The organism is Pseudomonas sp. 10-1B, assembly GCF_000935045.1.
Lineage (GTDB): Bacteria > Pseudomonadota > Gammaproteobacteria > Pseudomonadales > Pseudomonadaceae > Aquipseudomonas.
In genome coordinates this window covers 119,840-140,118 of sequence record NZ_JYKS01000008.1, presented here as the reverse complement: position 1 = coordinate 140,118, position 20,279 = coordinate 119,840, and the positions used below count along the sequence as shown (strand labels likewise).

Below are 20,279 nucleotides of genomic sequence, written 5' to 3'. Positions count from 1 at the left end.
AAGCATTTCTCTCAATTTTCCCCGAACGCTTGCCATCCCCCACCCCACTGGTTAAGTTTGAAGGCATGAAAACCTTCAGCACCCTCATCCTGCTCCGACAACATCGCAGCCTCTGCCTGGTCAGCGCCCGACTACCAGGCTGAATCGCGTCGCCTCGCCTTTTCATCTCGTTATCGCTCGGCAGGCCCGATCTCGGCCGCACACAAAAGGATTGCTTCCATGACCATGCTCAAAGACCCTTCGAAGAAATACCGCGCTTTCCCGACCATCGACCTGCCTGACCGTACCTGGCCGTCGAAGACCATCACCGCCGCGCCGATCTGGTGCAGCTCCGACCTGCGTGATGGCAACCAGTCGCTGATCGAGCCGATGGATTCGGAGAAGAAGCTGCGCTTCTGGAAGACCCTGGTGCAGGTTGGCGTGAAGGAGATCGAAGCCTCGTTCCCGTCCGCTTCGCAGACCGATTTCGACTTCGTGCGCACCCTGATCGAAGACGGCCACATCCCGGATGACACCACCATCCAGGTGCTCACCCAAGCCCGTGAAGACCTGATCGCCCGCACCTTCGAGTCGCTGCGCGGGGCGAAGAAGGCCATCGTCCACCTGTACAACGCTACCAGCCCGTCGTTCCGCCGCATCGTCTTCAACCAGGACAAGCAAGGCGTGAAGGACATCGCGGTGAACGCGGCCAAGCTGTTCGTCAAATATGCCGCCCAGCAACCGGAAACCCAGTGGACCTTCCAGTACTCGCCAGAAACCTTCAGCGCCACCGAGCTGGAGTTCGCCAAGGAAGTCTGCGACGCGGTCATCGAAGTGTGGAACCCGACGCCTGAGCACAAGGTCATTCTCAACCTGCCGGCCACCGTGGAAGTTTCCACCCCGAACATCTACGCCGACCAGATCGAGTGGTTCTGCCGCAACGTCAGCCGCCGCGACAGCGTGATCATCAGCCTGCACTGCCACAACGACCGTGGCACCGGCATCGCCGCCACCGAGTTGGGCCTGATGGCCGGGGCCGACCGCGCCGAAGGCTGCCTGTTCGGCAACGGCGAGCGTACCGGCAACGTCGACCTGGTGACCTTGGCGCTGAACCTCTACACCCAGGGCATCGACCCGCTGCTGGACTTCTCCGATATCGACGGCGTGCGCAAGGTGGTCGAAGAGTGCAACCAGCTGCCGGTACACCCGCGTCACCCGTACGTCGGCGACCTGGTGCACACCGCCTTCTCCGGCTCGCACCAGGACGCTATCCGCAAGGGCTTTGCCAAGCAGCAGGAAGGCGAACTGTGGGAAGTGCCGTACTTGCCGATCGACCCGGCCGACATCGGCCGCAGCTACGAGGCGGTGATCCGCGTCAACAGCCAGTCGGGCAAAGGCGGCATCACCTACCTGCTCGAGCAGGAGTACGGCATCAGCCTGCCGCGCCGCATGCAGATCGAGTTCAGCCAGGTGGTGCAGGGTGAAACCGACCGCCTGGGCCTGGAAATGACCGCCCAGCAGATCTACAGCCTGCTGCACAAGGAATACCTCCAGGCCAACGCTCCGTATGCACTGGTCAGCCACCGCCTGCAGGAAGAAAACGGCCACAGCGCCGTGGAAGTGGAAGTCGCCGGCGAAGGCGAGACCACCCTGCACTGGCGTGGCAAGGGTAACGGCGCGCTGGAAGCGCTGGTCGCCGGCCTGCCGATTGCCGTGGAGATCATGGACTACAACGAGCACGCGATTGGTGCTGGCACCAACGCCAAGGCGGCGGCCTACATCGAATTGCGCGTAGCCGGTGGCCGCCCGGTGCACGGTGTGGGTATCGACGAAAACATCACCACCGCCAGCTTCAAGGCACTGTTCAGCGCCCTGAACCGCTCGCTGAGCCAGCAGGAAGCCAAGGCGGCCTGAGCCATACCGCGATGAACGAGAAAGCCCGCATCCTGTGATGCGGGCTTTTTTGTTGGCCTGTGCCGGCCCTTTCGCGGGTAAACCCGCTCCCACAGGGCTCCGCTACAACATTCAAGAGCTGCTGTGTGCCCGTCCGGGCCCTATCGCCGGCAAGCCAGCTCCCACAGGTATTGCACAGGGCTTGAGGCCCATGTGGTCGAGGTGGGAGCAACTGTCTTGTATTGCCTGGATTGGCCTCATCGCCGGCAAGCCGGCTCCCACAGGTATTGCACAGGGTTTGAGGCCCATGTGGTCGAGGTGGGAGCAACTGTCTTGTATTGCCTGGACTGGCCTCATCGCCGGCAAGCCGGCTCCCACAGGTATTGCACAGGGCTTGAGGCCCATGTGGTCGAGGTGGGAGCAACTGTCTTGTATTGCCTGGACTGGCCTCATCGCCGGCAAGCCGGTTCCCACAGGTCTTGCACAGGGCTTGAGGCCCATGCGGTCGAGGTGGGAGCAACTGTCTTGTATTGCCTGGACTGACTCATCGCCGGCAAGCCAGCTCCCACAGGTATTGCACAGGGCTTGAGGCCTATGCGGTCGGTGGGAGCAACTGTCTTGTATTGCCTGGACTGGCCTCATCGCCGGCAAGCCGGCTCCCACAGGTATTGCATAGGGCTTGAGGCCCATGCGGTCGAGGTGGGAGCTGGCTTGCCGGCGATAGGGCCAGGACAGGCAATGTACAGATCAGAGGCAAAAAAAAAGGGGCGCCGACCAAGCGCCCCATAAGCCGTAAAGCACACAACAAATTCAGTTGGCTTCCAGCAGCGCCATTGCCTCTGCGCTACACGCTTCGATCCGCGCCCAGTCGCCGTTCTTGATCCAGCTGCTGTCGAGCATCCAGGTGCCGCCCACGCACATCACATTGGGCAACGCCATGTAATTGCGCACGTTGGCCGGGTTCACGCCGCCGGTAGGGCAGAAACGAATATCGCCGAATGGGCCGGCAAAGGCCTTGATCGCCGCTACACCGCCGCTGATTTCCGCCGGGAACAGCTTGAAACGGCGGTAGCCGAGGGCGTAGCCCATCATGATCTCGGACGGCGTGCTGATACCCGGCAGTAGCGGGATCTCACTGTCCACACCGGCTTCGAGAATGTCCTGGGTAATGCCCGGGGTAACGACGAATTGCGCGCCCGCGGCCTCAACCGCCGCGAACATGCCGCGGTCGAGCACGGTGCCAGCACCCACGCAAAGCTCCGGGCGCTGCTCGCGCAATACCTGGATGGCTTTCAGGCCATGCTGCGAGCGCAGGGTCACTTCCAGGGTACGGATGCCGCCGGCGGCCAGGGCATCGGCCAAAGGCAGGATGTCTTCCTCACGGGCGATGGTGATCACCGGCAGGATGCGCGCCTTTTCGCAGATGGCGTCGACCCGGGCGGCTTTCTCGGCCATCGAGAGCTTGGGTTGTGGGCGTTCGAGGGTGGTCATGACAGTGGATCCTTGGCTCATGGGCACCAGTAGATGTCCAGGGGGTCGTGAAGAAAAGCGCGAATCGGCATTTCAGTAAGGTCTTTGCCAGCCAGCGCGGCGCGCAGGGTAGCGAGTTTGCCCTGGCCTTGCACGGACAGCGCGATGAAGGCGGCGCTGGCCAGCAGGGAGCGGGTCATCGACAGGCGCTGGTGCGGCACGCTCGGCGCCAGCAATGGCAGGCAGTGGCGTTGGCTGGCCAAATCCAGGCCCGCCTCCAGGTTGGGGCTGGCAGGGAACAGCGAGGCGGTATGGCCATCGTCACCCATGCCCAGCACCAGCACATCGATTGGCGGCAGCGCGAGCAATGCCTGGTCGGCCTTGCCGGCAGCGGCATCGAGGCTTTCCGCCTGCTGGTACAGGCCAACGAAGCGGGCTTTGGCTGCCAAGCCCGTGAACAGGTGGCGGGCCAGCAGGCCGGCGTTGCTGTCGGCGTGCTCCACCGGCACCCAGCGCTCATCGGCCAGGCTAACGGTGACCTTGGCCCAGTCCAGGTTTTCGCTGGCCAGTTTTTCCAGGAACGGCACCGGGCTGCGGCCACCGGACAGCACCAGGCAGGCCTGGCCTTTGCCGGCAATGGCTGCGCGCAGGCGTTCGGCCACGTCATGGGCCAGGGTTGCCGCCAGGGTTTTGGCATCCGCCAGGTCGTGTACCTTCACGGCTTCTGGCAGTTTAAGTTCAGATATCCCCATACCACGCCCTCCCGTCGCGCGTGATCAGTGCAATCGAGCTCATCGGGCCCCAAGAGCCCGCCGCGTATGGCTTGGGCGCATCACCCGCATTTCGCCAGCCGGCGATCAGCTGGTCGCACCACTTCCAGGCATACTCGATTTCGTCCTTGCGCACGAACAGGTTCTGGTTGCCGCGCATCACTTCGAGCAGCAAGCGCTCGTAGGCATCCGGAATCCGCGCGCTGCGCCAGGTGTCGGAAAAATTCAGCTGCAACGGGCCACTGCGCAGTTGCATGCCCTTGTCCAGGCCCTGCTCCTTGGTCATCACCCGTAAAGAAATGCCTTCGTCCGGTTGCAGGCGGATGATCAGCTTGTTACCGATCTGCAAACGCTGTTCCGGGGCGAAGATGTAGTGCGGCGTTTCCTTGAAGTGGATGACGATCTGCGACAGCTTCTGCGGCATACGCTTGCCGGTACGCAGGTAGAACGGCACGCCCGACCAGCGCCAGTTGCGAATGTCGGCGCGCAGGGCGACGAAAGTTTCGGTGTCGCTCTGGGCGTTGGCGTTGTCTTCTTCCAGGTAGCCGGGCACCGGCTTGCCTTCGCTGTAGCCGGCAATGTACTGGCCGCGCACCACACGGGTGCTCAGCCCATCGCCAGTGATCGGTGCCAGGGCCTTGAGCACCTTGACCTTCTCGTCGCGGATGGCATCGGCGGACAGTTCGCTGGGCGGGTCCATGGCGATCAGGCACAGCAGCTGCAGCAGGTGGTTCTGGATCATGTCGCGCAGTTGCCCGGCCTTGTCGAAGTAGCCCCAGCGGCCTTCGATACCGACCTTTTCAGCGACGGTGATCTCCACATGGGAGATGGAATTCTGGTTCCACTGGGTTTCGAACAGGCTGTTGGCAAACCGCAGGGCAATCAGGTTCTGCACCGTCTCTTTGCCCAGGTAGTGGTCGATACGATAAACCCGGCTTTCCGGGAAGAACCGTGCCACGGCATCGTTGACCCGGCGCGACGACTCCAGGTCGTGGCCGATGGGCTTTTCCAGCACCACTCGGGTGCGCGGGGCCAGCCCGGCCTTGTCGAGGTTTTCGCAGATTGCCCCGTACACCGCCGCCGCCGTGGCGAAGTAGGCGATCAACGGCTGCTCGCCCGGCAGTTGCTCGGCCAGGGCCTGGTAGCCTTCGGGCTGGAGGAAGTCCAGGTGCTGGTAGTCCAACCGGGCGAGGAAGCGGCCCAGCGCGGCGGGCTCGATATCGGCCTCGGGCACATGCCGGCGCAGGTGGGCTTCGATGCTGTTCAGGTGGTCCTGCGCGCTGCCGGCCTCGCGGGCCAGCGCCAGCAGGCGGGTTTCTGGGTGCAGCAGGTTGGCTCGGTCGAGCTGGTAGAGCGCAGGAAACAGCTTGCGCAATGCCAGGTCGCCGAGGGCGCCAAACAGGGCAAAGGTGCAAGGTTCGACACTGATCGCAGCCATGATGTTGGTTCTTTCCTAAAGTTGGTCTAGGAATACCGCTTTCACATACGGTTTTCAAGGGATAATGTAGTAAAAACCACAACATTACCGACAAGTGTTACAGACAAGTGGTGCGTCACCCGCACCGACAGTACGATAGACGACCGTGCAAAAAGCCTGCTGCTCCGGCAGCCGGCTGTCTTCCCGACCCAAGGACACACCCATGGACCGCGTGCGAAACCTCCTGGAACAGATCCAGGGACGCCTCGACGAGCTGAACAAGGCCGAACGCAAAGTCGCCGAAGTCATCCTGCTCAACCCGCAACAAGCCACCCGTTTCAGCATCGCTGCGCTGGCCCAGGCGGCCAAGGTCAGCGAGCCGACCGTCAACCGCTTCTGCCGCTCGTTCGGCGTCAGCGGCTACCCCGAGCTCAAGCTGCAGCTGGCGCAGAGCCTGGCCAGCGGCGCCGCCTACGTCAGCCGCGCGGTAGAGGCCGACGATGATCCGGCAGCCTACACCCAGAAGATCTTCGCCAGTGCCATCGCCTCGCTCGACAGCGCCTGCCAGCAGCTTGACCCGCAGCAGGTCAGCCGTGCCGTGGACATGATGATCCAGGCCCGGCAGATTCACTTCTTCGGCCTGGGTGCCTCGGCCCCGGTGGCCCTCGACGCCCAGCACAAGTTCTTCCGCTTCAACCTGGCGGTGTCGGCCCACGCCGACGTGCTGATGCAGCGCATGCTGGCCTCGGTGGCCCACACCGGCGACCTGTTCGTGATCATTTCCTACACCGGGCGTACCCGCGAACTGGTCGAAGTGGCACGCCTGGCCCGGGAAAACGGCGCTTCCGTGCTGGGCCTGACCGCCGCCGGCTCGCCGCTGGCCAACGCCTGCAGCCTGAGCCTGCATATTCCACTGCCGGAAGATACCGACATCTACATGCCGATGACCTCGCGGATCATCCAGCTGACCGTGCTCGATGTGCTGGCCACCGGCATGACCCTGCGCCGTGGCGTGGACTTCCAGCCGCACCTGCGCAAGATCAAGGAAAGCCTCAACGCCAGCCGCTACCCGATCGAGGACGACGAACTCAACTGAGCCGGTGCGCCTGCAGGCGCAGGTGGGCACGCTGCCCCGGCGCCAGGCTCAGGCCTTCACCACTGCCGCTGGCAGCCTCGACGCAGACGAAGCGCTGGCATTCGCGGCCGGTCACGCCCATCAACGGGCGGTTGCCGGGGTGCCAGACCACGGTGTCGTCGCTGTCACCGGTATCGATGCACAGCTCGCGCTGCCAGGCCGGGTCCTGCAGTTGCACCCGCGGCGTGCCCGGGTAGACCTTCTGGCAGCCACCCTTGAGCTTCAGCGCGCCATCTTCACGGCAGGCCTGGCGGTTGAGGCGGTCGTAGCCTTCGATATCCTCGAGCCCGGACAGCGCTATCTCGGATACGTCACTGATCCGCCAGTAAGCCAGCAGCGCATGGCTCAGCTGGCAGGGCTCGCTGTCCTGATGCTCGGTGCTCAGGCTCAGCTCCATGCGGCTGCCCAGCCGGGCCTGCAGGTCGACCTGCCAGTCGCACAGGTCCAGCCGCCACTTCAGGGTCACGCCCTGCTCGTCCTCGCGGCTGTCCACCAGCTTCCAGTCCAGCAGCCGCGCCCAGCCATGGGCCGGCCACAAGTCTTCGCTGGGGTGGCGGCCATACCACGGCCAGCACACCGGCACACCACCACGGATCGCGCCCACCTGCGGCCACTGCTCGGCGCACCACAGCCAGGGCCGCTCACCCGCCGGTTGAAAGTGCAGCAACTGCGCGCCCTGGCGGCTGAATGCCGCCTGGCAACGGGGGTGATTGATGATCAGCACATCGCGCTGCTGGTAACGCTCCCACTCGAATGTCGGCCGCGGCCGCTGCGAGGTGAAGAAGCGATGGAGCGGATGTTCGGGCATGGTTCAGAGCTCTTGTTGTTTAAGATAGCGCTGTCTCGGCCTATCCCCGACACCCACTGCAGGGCAGTGGGTGCCGAATATCTAAATAGTACCGAAAATGGATTGGCGTAAATTTACAACATTAGCCCTCAGAATGACGACTGAATCTTCAACCCTGCGACCAGCGCGTTGTCCACCTCATCCACCCCGCCGGGGCTCTTGATGTATTGCAGGTTGGGCCGCACGGTCAGCCAGTTGGTGACGTGGAAGCCGTAGTAGAGCTCGGCGTTGTACTCGGTACGCTGCAGCGGCACGAAGCCGGGGTTGTCGTAATCGCCGATGCCGCTCTGGGCGTTGAGCAGTTCGGCGCGTTTCTTCACGTCGTCATTCACATGAATGCGTGCCACGCCAAAGCCGATGTCGTCCTTGGGCCGGGCGTCGAAGGCGCCTTTGTAGACCAGACCCAGTTGTTGGTAGTTGTCGACCACGTTGGTGGCCTTGTCATGCACGGTGAAGTTGGCGAACAGGCTGAGGCCACGGTTGACGTCGCCGCCATGGGCGGTGACCTGCTGCTGCGCCACTACCCACCAGCCATGCTTGCTGGAGTGCGACTTGAAGGCTTCGCCGGTCAGCGCCTGCGGGTTGCCGTTGAGGTCATCGAACACATCGTCGGCCTTGGCCGTGCTGTAGTAGTAACCCAGGCGGTATTCGCCCGGCAGGCCGTTGACCTTGGGTGACCACACAGCTTCCACCGGCAGGATCGCACCCTTGGTGCCACTGCCACTGAGCTTGAAGCCGTTGCCGGTTTCCAGGTTGGACGGGTTCTGCTCGAAGGCGCCGACCTGGACGAAGAATTCCGGGGTGATGTTGTACTTGACCCGCAGCGCCCACTGGCTGACCGGCCAGTTGTACCAGATGCCGCCTACCCAGTTGCCCACCTGCGAGCCGCAGAAGGCCAGGTTCTGGAAGTCGCAGGGGAAGCTGTTGAAGTCCTCGCCCTCGCCGAAGCGGCCGAATTTCACGTCCAGCGCGCCGTCGAAGTACTTCTGCTTGATCCACATCTGGGTCAGGCGCCAGGTCTGGCCACGGCCCCACACTTCCTGCACCGAGCTGAACTGCCCGGCGCGCGGGTCGCTGATGCGGTCGTTGGACAGGTTGCGGCCGCTGCGCTCGGTGATCGCCAGCTTGAACTCGGCATCGTGCCAGCCCAGGATCTTCTGCAGGTCCAGGTGCGCGCCGAGGGCGAACTGGTCGCTGTAGCGCGCAGTCTTGTCGTCGTTGTAGCCGCCGTGCAGGTTACCGGCCACTTCACCGACATAGTCGAGGGTGAAGTCGTAGCCTTTTTCCAGCAGTTCGGTGCGGGCACCGCCCCAGTCGCCAGTCATCCATTTCGATTCGCTGGAAAAGGCCTCGGCAGCCTGCGCGCCGCTGCTGCCGACCACGGCGAGCAAGGCCAGCGAGCCCAATGTCCTGATACGTTTGCTCTGTTCCATCCCTTTGCGTCCTCTTTTTTCTTATTGATGGTGTAGACGAGTCAACGGCCTTTGAAGTGAGCCACGTTGTCCTTTACCGCTGCGCCAGTGCTGGCCGGGTGCAGGCGCTCGCCGCTGGCAGCGTCGAACAGCAGCACCCGGGCCGGGTCGAATTGCAGGCTGAGGCTATCGCCGACCCGGCACGCCACATCCGGCGCCAGGCGGCAGCAAACCTTGGTCTGGTTGAGGGTGACGAACACCAGCAGGTCCGGCCCGGTGGGCTCGGTTACCTGCACCTCGGCGCGAACACCCGGCAGGCCATTGCCCTCCGGGGCACCCAGGGCAATCTGTTCAGGGCGGATGCCGAGGATGACCTCACGGCCATCAAACACGTCAGCGGCCAGCCCCAAGGGCAGCTCGCAACGCGCCTGGCCGCTGTCGAGCAGCGCCAGCAAGCGGCCATCCTGTTGCTTCAGACGCACCGGAATGAAGTTCATCGGCGGCGAACCGATGAAGCTGGCGACGAACTGGTTGGCCGGGTCGTTGTAGATCTGCTGCGGGGTGCCGAACTGCTGGATGATGCCGTCCTTCATCACCGCCACCTTGTCGCCCAGGGTCATGGCCTCGATCTGGTCATGGGTGACGTACACGGTGGTGGTTTTCAGGCGCTGGTGCATCAGTTTCATTTCGGTGCGCATCTCGACCCGCAGCTTGGCATCGAGGTTGGACAGCGGTTCGTCGAACAAGTAGATCTTCGGCCGCCGCGCCAGTGCCCGGCCCATGGCCACGCGCTGTTGCTGGCCACCGGATAGCTGCGCCGGCTTGCGCGCCAGCAGGTGCTCGATCTGCAGCAGCTTGGCCACCCGCGCCACCTCCTCGTCGATGGCCGCCTGGGGCAGCTTGCGGATCTTCAGGCCAAACTCGATGTTCTCGCGCACACTCATGGTCGGGTACAGCGCGTAGGACTGGAACACCATGGCGATGTCGCGGTCCTTGGGGCTCATGCCGCTGACGTCCTGCTCGTCGATGAGGATCGCGCCGCCGCTGATCTGCTCCAGGCCGGCGATGCAGTTCATCAAGGTCGACTTGCCGCAGCCCGACGGGCCGACCAGAATCAGGAACTCGCCATCCTTGATCGACAGCTGGATGTCCTTGAGGGTATCCGGCAGGCCGCTGCCGTAGGTCTTGTTCACGTTGCGAAGTTCGAGCGTTGCCATGACTTACCCCTTTACCGCGCCGGCAGTCAGCCCGCGGACGAAATATTTGCCTGCCACCACATAGACCAGCAGGGTTGGCAGGCCGGCGATCATTGCCGCCGCCATGTCGACGTTGTATTCCTTGGCCCCGGTGCTGGTGTTGACCAGGTTGTTCAGGGCCACGGTGATCGGTTGCGAGTCGCCGCTGGAAAACACCACGCCGAACAGGAAGTCGTTCCAGATCTGGGTGAACTGCCAGATCAGGCAGACCATGATGATTGGCGTGGACATCGGCAGGATGATGCGGCGGAAGATGGTGAAGAACCCGGCACCGTCCAGGCGTGCGGCCTTGACCAGCGCATCGGGGATGCTCACGTAGAAGTTGCGGAAGAACAGCGTGGTGAAGGCCAGGCCATAGACCACGTGCACCAGCACCAGGCCGCTGGTGGTGCTGGCCAGGCCGAGCTTGCCGAGGGTGAACGAGGCCGGCAGCAGCACGGTCTGGAACGGCAGGAAGCAGCCGAACAGCAGCAGGCCGAAGAACAGCTGCGAACCACGGAAGCGCCACATCGACAGCACATAGCCATTCAGCGCGCCGATGGTGGTGGAGATCAGCACCGCTGGCACGGTGATCATGATCGAGTTCCAGAAGTAACCGCTGACCGTGGCCCAGGCCTTGACCCAACCGACGCCGGTGATCACCGCCGGCCAGCTCAGCAGGTTGCCGGTGCTGATGTCTTCCGGGGTCTTGAAGCTGGTCAGCAGCATCACCACCAACGGCACCAGGTACAACAGCACGGCCAGTAACAGCAGCGCATGGATGGCGATGCGGCTCAGGCTGAGTGCCGGTTTTTCGGCAGGGCTATGTAATGAGCTATGCATGGCGTTTGCTCCGCAGCTCCGAGTACAGGTAAGGCACGAGGATCGCCAGGATCGCCCCGAGCATGAGGATGGCGCTGGCCGAGCCCATGCCCATCTGCCCGCGGCTGAAGGTGAACGCGTACATGAACATCGCCGGCAGGTCGGACGAGTAACCGGGGCCACCGGCAGTCATCGCGGCCACCAGGTCGAAGCTCTTGATGGCGATGTGCGAAAGGATCATCAGCGAGCTGAAGAACACCGGCCGCAGGCTGGGCAGCACCACCCGCCAGTAGATGCGCGGCAGGCTGGCACCGTCGATCTGCGCGGCGCGGATGATCGACTGGTCGACGCCGCGCAGGCCGGCGAGGAACATCGCCATGATGAAGCCCGAGGCCTGCCAGACGGCGGCGATCACCAGGCAGTACACCACCCGGTCGGGGTCGATCAGCCAGTCCAGGCGAAAGCCCTCCCAACCCCAGTCGCGCAGCAGCTTGTCCAGGCCCATGCCAGGGTTGAGCAGCCACTTCCAGGCAGTGCCGGTGACGATCATCGACAGCGCCATGGGGTACAGGTAGATGGTACGGATGAAACCTTCGCGGCGGATGCGCTGGTCCAGCAGTACTGCCAGCAGCACGCCGATGGCCAGGCTGATGGCGATGAACAGGCCGCCGAATACCAGCAGGTTCTTGCTTGCCACCCACCAGCGGTCGTTGTCGAACAGGCGGGCGTATTGCGCAAGCCCGGCCCATTTGTAGGTGGGCAGGAAGGTCGAGGTGGTGAAGGACAGCACGAAGGTCCAGAGGATGTAGCCGTAGAAGCCCACCAGGACGATGAACATGCTTGGCGCCAGTACCAGCTTGGGCAGCCAGCGCTGTAGCGCGTCCAGGGGCGAGGCCCGCAATTGGGCGGTGGTTGTGGTCATAATGTGTTACCCGAAGACCAGGCAGTGTGAGGCTCTGCCTTTTGTGTTGTCGGCACTGGCCCTATCGCCGGCAAGCCAGCTCCCACAAGGCATTCACTGCCTTTGAAAACTGTGGGGTACCTGTGGGAGCTGGCTTGCCGGCGATAGGGCCATCAGATCTTTACTGGGCAGCCTTGATCGCCGCCGCCAGCTTCTTCGCCGCATCGGCAGGGTCGGCCTTGGGGTCGTTGATGTAGTTGGTCACCACATCGAAGAATGCGCCCTGCACGGCCAGCGTGGTGGCCATGTTGTGCGCCATGCTCGGCTGCAGGCCGCCATTCCTGGCGTCGGCGAGGAAGTCCTTGGCGGACGTCTGCGCGCAGGCATCGAAACCGTACTTGCCCATGTCGGCGAGCATGTCGTTGCGCACCGGGATCGAGCCCTTGTTGGTGCTGAAGACCTTCTGGAAGTCCTCACCCAGCACCTTGCGGGCGATGTCCTGTTGACCGGCAGCCGTGCCGGCGTCGTTCTGCTTGAACACCACCAGCGAGTCGATGTTGTAGAGGAAGGCCTTGTCGGTACCGGGGAACGGCACGCACTGGTAATCCTTGCCGGCGGTTTTCTGCGCCAGGGTCCATTCGCTCTTGGCCCAGTCGCCCATGACCTGCATGCCGGCCTTGCCATTGATGACCTTGGCCGCTTCCAGGTTCCAGTCCTGGCCCTTGCCATCGGGGTCCATGTAGGTGGCGACCTTTTTCAGTTCGGTCAGCGCCTTGACCATGTCCGGGCCGGTCAGGGCGCTGCTGTCCAGATCCACCAGGGCTTTCTTGTAGCCCTCGGCACCCATTACCGACAGCACCACGCTTTCGAACACGGTGCTGTCTTGCCACGGCTGGCCACCATGGGCGAGCGGGATGAAGCCGGCGGCCTTGAGCTTGTCGGCAGCGGCGTAGAACTCGTCGAGGGTGGCCGGCGCCTTGTCGATGCCGGCCTTGTTGAACACTTCGGGGTTGATCCACAGCCAGTTGATGCGGTGGATGTTCACCGGCACGGCAACATAGTCACCGTCGTACTTCACGGTGTCGGCGACCTTCTTGTCGAGCAGCGCGTCCCATTTTTCTTCCTTGGCCACATCCTTGAGCACATCGGCATCGAGCAGGCCGGTGGCCGCCCAGTCCTGAATGTCCGGGCCTTTGATTTGCGCGACACCAGGCGGATTGCCTGCCACTGCTCGGCTCTTGAGCACGGTCATCGCCGTGGCACCACCGCCGCCGGCGACGGCGCCGTCCTTCCAGGTGAAGCCATCTTTTTCGACCTGGGCCTTGAGCACATCGACCGCCGCTTTTTCACCACCGGATGTCCACCAGTGCACCACTTCGACACTGCCTTTGGCGTCGGCAGCCAGGGCACCCAGCGGGAACAGTGAGGCGAGGGAAATTGCGGCAGCGAGACGGAGCGTGGAATTCATCGAAGCACCTTTCTTGTTGTTATGCCGTGCAAGTCGGTCGCTTGCGTTGCATGCAGTCTAAACAGCGTGCCCGCCTCGTCAGGTAACGAAGCGATGCGTGAATGTCATCGTTTGGTTACATTGCCGGCCAGGCCGCTGGCCAGGCTGGGCGCCAGCGGTAAGCCTGGCAACAGCAGCGCCTGGTAGGCGTGGTAGAGGTCGGGCTTGCCCGGCCAGATGCTCCCGGCCGGTTGGTTGTGGGCATCGAGTTCGTGGTGCCAACTGCCAGCGACAGGGTCGATGAAATGGTTGGCGATGAAACCCCAGCAGCGGCGATACCAGTGCTCGTAGTGCGCCTCGCCGGTGCGTTGCAACAAGGCCGCCGCGCCAGCGCAGGCCTCGGCATGCACCCAGTGCAGGCGCGCGTGCACCACTGGGCGATCGGCCCAGTCCAGGGTGTAGACGAAGCCGGGGGCGCCATCGACGTTCCAGGCGTGCTGGCAGGCGCCGTCGAACAATGCACGGGCACAGCCCGGCAGCCAGCCCGGCGCGTGCAGGCCGGCCCGTTCCAGGCTGGCCTCCAGGTGCAACAGCAGCCGCGCCCATTCCAGGGCATGTCCAGGCGTGGTGCCATAGGGCCGGAAGTGATCGGCCGGGTGATCGTGGTTGTACTGCGGCAACGGCTGCCAGAAGGCGTCGAAATGCTCGATGACCCGGTAGCCGTTGGCGGCGGCATGGCCATGGATGATGCGTTCGGAGATACGCAGGGCGCGTTGCAGCCACAGGCTGTTGCCGGTCACATCTGCCAGGGCCAGGAAAGCCTCGGTCGCGTGCATGTTGCTGTTGGCGCCACGGTACGGCTCAGGCAGCTGCCAGGTGCGGGAGAAGGTTTCCCGCAGCGCACCTTCTTCTTCGCTCCAGAAATGCGTTTCGATCACCTCGGTTGCGTCCGCCAGCAAGGCGGGGGCATCGGCAATGCCTGCCAGCACCGCCGAGCTGGCGGCCAGGGCGACGAAAGCGTGCAGGTAAGCCGCCTTGCCGCTTTCGCTGTGGCCGCCGGGCTGGGCGAACCAGCCGCCGTAGGTGGCGTCCTGCATCGCCCCGCGCAGGGCGGCCACGCCGTGTTCGGCATGGGCCAGGTAGCCGGGCACGCCTTGCAGATGGGCCAGGGCAAAGCAGTGGGTCATGCGGGCGGTGTTCATGGTTTCGGCGCGGGCGCCGGGGGCGAGTTGCCCCTTGGCATCCAGGTTGCCAAAGCCGTCGGGCAGTTTCGAGGCCTTGGCGAAAGCCAGCAGGCGCTGCGCTTCGGCCAGGCGCCAGGCGGAGTGGGCCGGGGCGTCGAGCCATCTGGTGGAAAGCAGGTTGGAGGTGTTCATGGGCCAGCTTGATCCTTGCCAGTCGTGTGCGGATTCTAGCCAGCGGGGTTAGCTGGGATGTCACGAAGGACGGTGGGATTGTCACTGGGCAGTGACATTTGGGTGGCCTGCAATGGCCCTATCGCCGGCAAGCCAGCTCCCACAAGGACCGCACAAGTTTCAAGGTATGTACTGTACCTGTGGGAGCTGGCTTGCCGGCGATAGGGCCCGCACAGGCAATACAAAATTCAGTCCATGCCCCGCGGCAGGTACAAGGTCACCCGTAACCCGCCCTCGCGCAGGTTCAGCAAGCTCACCTCGCCACCATGGCTATGGGCAATGTTGCGCGCAATGCCCAATCCCAGCCCATACCCCTGCTGCTGCCCGGCCAGGCGGAAATGCGGCTCGAACACCTGTTCCAGTTGCTGCTGCGGCACACCCGGCCCTTGGTCGTCCACCTGCAGCACAAACCCCTCGGCACTGTCGATAATGCGCAAGCGTGCCCGCTCGCCGTACTTGATGGCGTTGTCTATCAGGTTGCCGATGCAGCGCCGGAGCGCCAGCGGCTTGCCCGGGTACGGCGCCAGCGCCCGGCCTTCGAGCGTGATGCGGCCATCGCCCAGGTAAGGCTCGGCCAGAATCTCCAGCACCTGGTTGAGGTCGACCGGCTCGATATTCTCGTGGATGTCGGTGTCCTTCACGCACTGCAACGCGCCTTTGACCAGCAGTTCCAGCTCGTCCAGGTCCTGGCTGAACTTGGCCTGCAGGCGCTCGTCCTCCAGCAGTTCGACGCGCAGGCGCAAGCGGGTGATCGGCGTGCGCAGGTCGTGGGAAATGGCACTGAACAGCTGGCTGCGCTCGGTCAGGTAGCGGCTGATACGCTCGCGCATGCTGTTGAACGCCCGGCCCACCTCGACCACTTCGCTGCCGCCGCCTTCGGCCACCGGTGCCACATCGGCGCCCAGCGACATCTCCCGGGCAGCCCGTGCCAGGCGCTTGAGCGGCCAGCTTTGCCAATGCACCAGCAGGCCGATGAACAACAGCAGCAAGGCCGTGGTCAGCACGATGAAACCGATCTGCTGGCGCGGCAGGCGCTCAGCCTCGAGGCTGGTGTAAGGCTCGGGCAGCAGTGAAGCGATGTACAGCCACTCGCCCTCGCCCAAGCGGATCTGTGTCACCAGCACCGGCGGATTGAGCGGTTCCAGGGTCAACGAATAATGCGCCCAGGAGCGCGGCAGCTCGTCGAGCTTGAGGCCGCTGTTGAAGATGCGCAGGTCATCCGGCCCGACGAACTCCACGGAAATGTCCATCTGCGAACCCAGGCGCTCATGCAGCACCTGCTGGAACACCTCGATCACCGCCTGCTTGCGCGGGGTGATGGGCAGTACCGGCATGTCCAGCGGCTTGGCGTTGAGCGACACGAAGAAGCGCGTACCGCCCATGCTGCGCAGCTGGTCGAGCACCAGCGGCCGGTAGGCCACCGGCAGCGAGCGGAAGTAACTGACACTGGCGCTCATCGAGTGGGCCAGGCTGCTGGCGCTGGCGCGCAAGCCCTGCAACTGGCTGGCGCGCAACTGGGCGACCCAGATGATGCTCGACAAGCCCTGGGCCAGCAGTACCACCAGCAGGGTCAGTGCCAGCATGCGCGCCAGCAGCGAGCGTGGCAGCAGGCGCCAGCGCCGCTCAGGGCGCACTGCAGACATGCGCCGCCAACAGGTAGCCACTGCCGCGTACAGTGCGGATCAGCCGGGGTGGTTTGTCGGTATCGCGCAGGCGCTGGCGCAGGCGGCTGACCGCCATGTCGACGATGCGGTCCAGCGGCATCGGCTCGCGGCCACGGGTGGCGTTGCCGATGGTGTCGCGGTCGAGGATCTGCTGCGGGTGGTCGAGAAACAGCTTGAGCAAGGCGAAGTCGGCGCCGGAGAGAATCACCTCCTCGCCGTCGCGGTGGAACAGGCGGTGGCTGACCGTGTCCAGGCGCCAGTCGTCGAAGGCCAATACCGCGCTGCCCGACGCTGCCTGGCCGAATTCGGCGCGGCGCAGCAGGGCCTTGATCCGTGCTTGCAGTTCGCGGGGGCTGAACGGCTTGCCCAGGTAGTCGTCGGCGCCCAGCTCCAGGCCAATGACCCGGTCGGCCTCATCGGAGCTGGCAGTGAGCATGATGATCGGCACCCGTGCCTGGCGCGGGTGCTGGCGCACCCAGCGGCACAGGCTGAAGCCGTCTTCGTCGGGCAGCATGACATCGAGGATGACCAGGTCGCAGGGCGTGGTTTCCAGAGCGTGGCGAAAGCCCTTGCCGTCGGCTTCGGCATGCACCTGGAAGCCGGAGCGGCTCAGGTAGGTTTGCAGCAGTTCGCGGATTTCCTGGTCGTCGTCGACCATCAGGATCGATTTTCCGGCAGTGCTCAAGGTGGTCCTTCCTCTTGTTGGTTACAGGTCTTTGCTGCCTGTTTTTATTGGGGCTGCTTTGCAGCCCTTCGCGGGCTTGCCCGCTCCCACAGGGATCGCACAACTCATGACACAGCAATGCACCAGTGGGAGCGGGCGAGCCCGCGAAGGGCCGCAAAGCGGCCCCAGTCAATGATCCAGCGCCTGTTGCAAGGCCACCCCGGCCCCCAGCAACCCGGAAAACTCCGCCGTCACCAGCCACACCGGCACGCCAGCGAAATAGCCACTCATGCAACCCTTGTCGGCAAAGCTCGCGGCAAATCCGCTGCGCAGGAACAGCTCGGCAAAGCGCGGGATCACGCCGCCGACAATATAGACCCCACCCCGGGCGCCCAGGGTCAGTACATTGTTACCAGCTACTCGCCCGAGGAACCGGCAGAACTGCTCGACCACCGCCAGCGCCCGTGGCTCGCCGCCCAACGCGGCATCGGTGATCTGCGCCGGGGTCTTGTGTCGGGGTATGTCGCCGTCCAGCACGCACATCGCCTGGTACAGGCGCAGCAGGCCACCGCCACTGAGCACCGTCTCGGCGCTGACATGGCCGATCTGGCCGTGAATCTGTTGGTGGATCGCCGCTTCACGGGCATTGCCCACCGGCAGGTCGACATGCCCGCCCTCCCCCGGCAAGGCCAGCCAGCGCTGTTCGCCCAGGCGCAACAGCGAGCCTACGCCCAGCCCGGTGCCCGGCCCGATCACCAGCGCCGGCCGCGACGGGTCGGCCTGGCCTGGGCACACCTCGCGGAACTCGCCCTGGCGCAGGCGGGTCATGCCCAGCGCCATGGCGGTGAAATCGTTGATCAGCAGCAGCCGCTCGACCTGCAATGTCTTGCAGAAGGCCGTGCGGCCAAGACGCCAGTGGTTATTGGTGAAGCGGAACTCATCGCCATCGACCGGCCCGGCCACCGCCAGGCATACCGCCGCCAGGCCGCCGCGGGCGATGCCCTGGCCTTCCAGGTAGGCCTCGATGGCCTGTTCCGGGCTGGTGTAGTCCGCGGTGGCGAAGACTTTCACCTCATGCAGCTGGTTGTCACGCCACAACGCAAAACGGGCATTGGTGCCGCCGATGTCGCCAACCAGCAGGTCCTTCATTTGAGGTTCTCCAGGGCCGAGGTGAAGGCACTGGCGCCCTGCTCTGCCGGGCTGAACGCCATGCGCATGAAGCCGAACAGCTCGCGCCCGCAGCCCAGGTCATTGCCCTGGGGCGCCGGCGGCAGGTCGCGGCTGGCCAGCTCTTCGGCCGACACCATCACCCGCAGCGTGCCTTCGACACCATCGACCCGCACGATATCACCATCGCGCACCCGTGCCAGCGGGCCACCGTCATAAGCCTCGGGGCAGACGTGAATGGCCGCCGGAATCTTGCCCGAGGCACCGGACATGCGCCCGTCGGTGACCAGTGCCACCTTGTAGCCACGGTCCTGCAGCACACCGAGGAACGGCGTGAGCTTGTGCAGCTCGGGCATGCCGTTGCAGCGCGGGCCCTGGAAGCGCACCACGGCGACGAAGTCACGCTCCAGCTCGCCAGCCTTGAATGCATCGGCCAGCGACTGCTGGTCGTGGAACACCCGTGCCGGGGCCTCGACCACCTGGTGCTCGGGGGCGACGGCAGACACCTTCATCACGCCACGGCCGAGGTTGCCTTCCATCACCCGCAGGCCACCTTCGGCCGAGAACGGCCTTGCCACCGGGCGCAGGATGCTTTCGTCCAGGCTCTGCCGCGGCCCTTCGCGCCACACCAGCTTGCCGTTGTCGAGGAACGGCTCCTGGGTATAGCGGCGCAGGCCGTGGCCGGCCACGGTGTTGACGTCTTCGTGCAGCAAGCCAGCATCGAGCAGCTCGCGGATCAGGAAGGCCATGCCGCCAGCGGCCTGGAAGTGGTTGATGTCGGCCTTGCCGTTGGGGTAGACGTGGGACAGGGTCGGCACCACTTCGGACAGGTCGGCCATGTCCTGCCAGGTCAACTGGATACCCGCCGCCTGGGCAATCGCCGGGATGTGCAGGGTGTGGTTGGTCGAGCCGCCGGTGGCGTGCAGGGCGACGATGGAGTTGACCAGCGCCTTCTCGTCGACGATTTCGCCCAACGGCATGAAGCTGCCACTGGCCTTGGTCATGCGCGTGACCTGCTGCGCGGCCTCGGCGGTGAGCGCATCGCGCAGCGGGGTGTAGGGATTGACGAACGAAGCGCCCGGCAGGTGCAGGCCCATCACCTCCATCACCAGCTGGTTGGTGTTGGCGGTGCCATAGAAGGTGCAGGTACCCGGGCTGTGGTAGGACTTCATCTCCGACTCCAGCAGTTCCTCGCGGCTGGCCTTGCCCTCGGCGTAGCGCTGGCGCACGTCGGCCTTCTGCTTGTTGGAGATGCCGGAAACCATCGGCCCGCCGGGGACGAAGATGGTCGGCAGGTGGCCGAAGCGCAGCGCGCCCATCATCAGGCCGGGGACGATCTTGTCGCAGATACCCAGCATCAGCGCGGCGTCGAACATATTGTGCGACAGCGCCACGGCGGTGGACATGGCGATCACCTCGCGGCTGGCGATGGCCAGCTCCATGCCTGGCTCGCCCTGGGTCACGCCGTCGCACATGGCCGGCACGCCACCGGCGAACTGGCCGACCGAACCGACCTCGCGCAGGGCCTGCTTGATCTGCTCGGGGAAGTGCAGGTACGGCTGGTGCGCCGAGAGCATGTCGTTGTAGGCCGAGACGATGGCCACGTTGGCCGCGTTCATCAAGCGCAGGGTCTGCTTGTCGTCGCTGCCGCACCCGGCCACGCCGTGGGCGAAGTTGGCGCACTGCAGGCTGGCGCGCATGGGGCCTTCACTGGCCGCGCCGCGAATCAGCTGCAGGTAGCGTTCGCGGGTGGCACGGCTGCGTTCGACCAGCCGTTGGGTGACCTCAAGGATGCGCGGATGCATGTACTGGACTCCAGGCTAATTGTAAGGGCGGTTTACCGGGCATTTCCCCTCCAAACGATTGCCGCCTAGGCTCAAGGTTGAGGAGCCGGCTGCATCGGTGGAGGCACATCGCCCAACCACTCGTTGTATATTTAAACAAAATACTGCCACTAAAAAGGCTTGTTTTCTATCCGCCAGTGAATAATCTTGTAATTCCAACAACAAAACCGTTTCAGTGAAGCTCCTTTGTGCCACAG

16 protein-coding genes are annotated in these 20,279 nt (G+C 64.3%); 2 read left to right on the top strand and 14 right to left on the bottom strand.

Going from position 1 to position 20,279, the window contains the following annotated elements:
- Window positions 1-219 precede the first annotated feature (219 nt).
- A complete protein-coding gene (gene leuA, locus TZ03_RS07290; RefSeq protein WP_051096670.1) occupies window positions 220-1,893 on the top strand; it encodes a 2-isopropylmalate synthase in 1,674 nt (557 codons plus the stop codon).
- 789 nt (window positions 1,894-2,682) lie between these two features.
- On the opposite strand, the gene TZ03_RS07285 is transcribed toward leuA, so the two are convergent.
- Genes TZ03_RS07285 through zwf form a run of 3 tightly spaced genes read right to left on the bottom strand, consistent with a single transcriptional unit; the run spans window position 2,683 to window position 5,550 of the window.
- Complete coding sequence (locus TZ03_RS07285; RefSeq protein ID WP_051096669.1) at window positions 2,683-3,363, bottom strand: bifunctional 4-hydroxy-2-oxoglutarate aldolase/2-dehydro-3-deoxy-phosphogluconate aldolase; 681 nt, start codon at window positions 3,361-3,363, stop codon at window positions 2,683-2,685.
- Between the two features lie 17 nt (window positions 3,364-3,380).
- Window positions 3,381-4,094, bottom strand: a complete 714-nt coding sequence (pgl, locus tag TZ03_RS07280) for a 6-phosphogluconolactonase (RefSeq protein WP_051096668.1) — start codon at window positions 4,092-4,094, stop codon at window positions 3,381-3,383.
- Complete coding sequence (gene zwf / locus TZ03_RS07275; protein ID WP_051096667.1) at window positions 4,081-5,550, bottom strand: glucose-6-phosphate dehydrogenase; 1,470 nt, start codon at window positions 5,548-5,550, stop codon at window positions 4,081-4,083. Before zwf ends, pgl begins: the two co-directional genes overlap by 14 nt.
- A 211-nt stretch (window positions 5,551-5,761) precedes the next feature.
- Between zwf and hexR the strand changes: the two genes are divergently transcribed.
- Complete coding sequence (hexR, locus tag TZ03_RS07270; protein WP_169774905.1) at window positions 5,762-6,625, top strand: DNA-binding transcriptional regulator HexR; 864 nt, start codon at window positions 5,762-5,764, stop codon at window positions 6,623-6,625.
- On the opposite strand, the gene TZ03_RS07265 is transcribed toward hexR, so the two are convergent.
- The 11 genes from TZ03_RS07265 to edd form a co-directional block, all read right to left on the bottom strand.
- Complete coding sequence (locus tag TZ03_RS07265) at window positions 6,618-7,472, bottom strand: D-hexose-6-phosphate mutarotase (RefSeq protein WP_051096666.1); 855 nt, start codon at window positions 7,470-7,472, stop codon at window positions 6,618-6,620. The genes hexR and TZ03_RS07265 overlap by 8 nt on opposite strands.
- A 128-nt stretch (window positions 7,473-7,600) precedes the next feature.
- Window positions 7,601-8,944: a carbohydrate porin gene (locus TZ03_RS07260; RefSeq protein WP_051096665.1), complete on the bottom strand. Its 1,344-nt coding sequence runs from the start codon at window positions 8,942-8,944 to the stop codon at window positions 7,601-7,603.
- A gap of 41 nt (window positions 8,945-8,985) precedes the next feature.
- Window positions 8,986-10,140: an ABC transporter ATP-binding protein gene (locus TZ03_RS07255; RefSeq protein ID WP_051096664.1), complete on the bottom strand. Its 1,155-nt coding sequence runs from the start codon at window positions 10,138-10,140 to the stop codon at window positions 8,986-8,988.
- 3 nt (window positions 10,141-10,143) lie between these two features.
- The gene (locus tag TZ03_RS07250; protein WP_051096663.1) at window positions 10,144-11,001 is read right to left on the bottom strand and encodes a carbohydrate ABC transporter permease; all 858 of its coding nucleotides are present in this window, start codon (window positions 10,999-11,001) and stop codon (window positions 10,144-10,146) included.
- Entirely contained in the window at window positions 10,994-11,902 is a 909-nt protein-coding gene (locus TZ03_RS07245) for a carbohydrate ABC transporter permease (protein WP_051096662.1), read from the bottom strand. The genes TZ03_RS07250 and TZ03_RS07245 overlap by 8 nt, the downstream gene beginning before the upstream one ends.
- Window positions 11,903-12,062: 160 nt before the next feature.
- Window positions 12,063-13,349 carry an ABC transporter substrate-binding protein gene (locus TZ03_RS07240; RefSeq protein WP_051096661.1) on the bottom strand — a complete coding sequence of 429 codons (1,287 nt, stop codon included), beginning with the start codon at window positions 13,347-13,349 and terminating at the stop codon, window positions 12,063-12,065.
- Window positions 13,350-13,453: 104 nt separating this feature from the next.
- Entirely contained in the window at window positions 13,454-14,704 is a 1,251-nt protein-coding gene (locus TZ03_RS07235) for an AGE family epimerase/isomerase (protein WP_051096660.1), read from the bottom strand.
- Between the two features lie 227 nt (window positions 14,705-14,931).
- Window positions 14,932-16,386, bottom strand: a complete 1,455-nt coding sequence (locus TZ03_RS07230) for an ATP-binding protein (protein ID WP_051096659.1) — start codon at window positions 16,384-16,386, stop codon at window positions 14,932-14,934.
- Entirely contained in the window at window positions 16,367-17,092 is a 726-nt protein-coding gene (gltR, locus tag TZ03_RS07225) for a two-component system response regulator GltR (protein ID WP_051096658.1), read from the bottom strand. Before gltR ends, TZ03_RS07230 begins: the two co-directional genes overlap by 20 nt.
- 168 nt (window positions 17,093-17,260) lie before the next feature.
- The gene (locus TZ03_RS07220; RefSeq protein ID WP_051096657.1) at window positions 17,261-18,220 is read right to left on the bottom strand and encodes a glucokinase; all 960 of its coding nucleotides are present in this window, start codon (window positions 18,218-18,220) and stop codon (window positions 17,261-17,263) included.
- On the bottom strand, window positions 18,217-20,043 hold the full coding sequence (edd, locus tag TZ03_RS07215) for a phosphogluconate dehydratase (RefSeq protein ID WP_051096656.1): 1,827 nt from the start codon (window positions 20,041-20,043) through the stop codon (window positions 18,217-18,219). The genes TZ03_RS07220 and edd overlap by 4 nt, the downstream gene beginning before the upstream one ends.
- Between the last annotated feature and the right edge of the window lie 236 nt (window positions 20,044-20,279).

Excerpts from the sequence above, each read along its gene's own strand:
- TZ03_RS07265 (WP_051096666.1), bottom strand. The coding sequence starts at position 7,472 with ATGCCCGAACATCCGCTCCATCGCTTCTTCACCTCGCAGCGGCCGCGG.
- TZ03_RS07245 (WP_051096662.1), bottom strand. The coding sequence starts at position 11,902 with ATGACCACAACCACCGCCCAATTGCGGGCCTCGCCCCTGGACGCGCTA.
- pgl (WP_051096668.1), bottom strand. The coding sequence starts at position 4,094 with ATGGGGATATCTGAACTTAAACTGCCAGAAGCCGTGAAGGTACACGAC.
- TZ03_RS07235 (WP_051096660.1), bottom strand. The coding sequence starts at position 14,704 with ATGAACACCTCCAACCTGCTTTCCACCAGATGGCTCGACGCCCCGGCC.
- zwf (WP_051096667.1), bottom strand. The coding sequence starts at position 5,550 with ATGGCTGCGATCAGTGTCGAACCTTGCACCTTTGCCCTGTTTGGCGCC.
- TZ03_RS07255 (WP_051096664.1), bottom strand. The coding sequence starts at position 10,140 with ATGGCAACGCTCGAACTTCGCAACGTGAACAAGACCTACGGCAGCGGC.
- TZ03_RS07220 (WP_051096657.1), bottom strand. The coding sequence starts at position 18,220 with ATGAAGGACCTGCTGGTTGGCGACATCGGCGGCACCAATGCCCGTTTT.
- TZ03_RS07285 (WP_051096669.1), bottom strand. The coding sequence starts at position 3,363 with ATGACCACCCTCGAACGCCCACAACCCAAGCTCTCGATGGCCGAGAAA.
- TZ03_RS07260 (WP_051096665.1), bottom strand. The coding sequence starts at position 8,944 with ATGGAACAGAGCAAACGTATCAGGACATTGGGCTCGCTGGCCTTGCTC.
- TZ03_RS07230 (WP_051096659.1), bottom strand. The coding sequence starts at position 16,386 with ATGTCTGCAGTGCGCCCTGAGCGGCGCTGGCGCCTGCTGCCACGCTCG.
- TZ03_RS07240 (WP_051096661.1), bottom strand. The coding sequence starts at position 13,349 with ATGAATTCCACGCTCCGTCTCGCTGCCGCAATTTCCCTCGCCTCACTG.
- edd (WP_051096656.1), bottom strand. The coding sequence starts at position 20,043 with ATGCATCCGCGCATCCTTGAGGTCACCCAACGGCTGGTCGAACGCAGC.
- leuA (WP_051096670.1), top strand. The coding sequence starts at position 220 with ATGACCATGCTCAAAGACCCTTCGAAGAAATACCGCGCTTTCCCGACC.
- TZ03_RS07250 (WP_051096663.1), bottom strand. The coding sequence starts at position 11,001 with ATGCATAGCTCATTACATAGCCCTGCCGAAAAACCGGCACTCAGCCTG.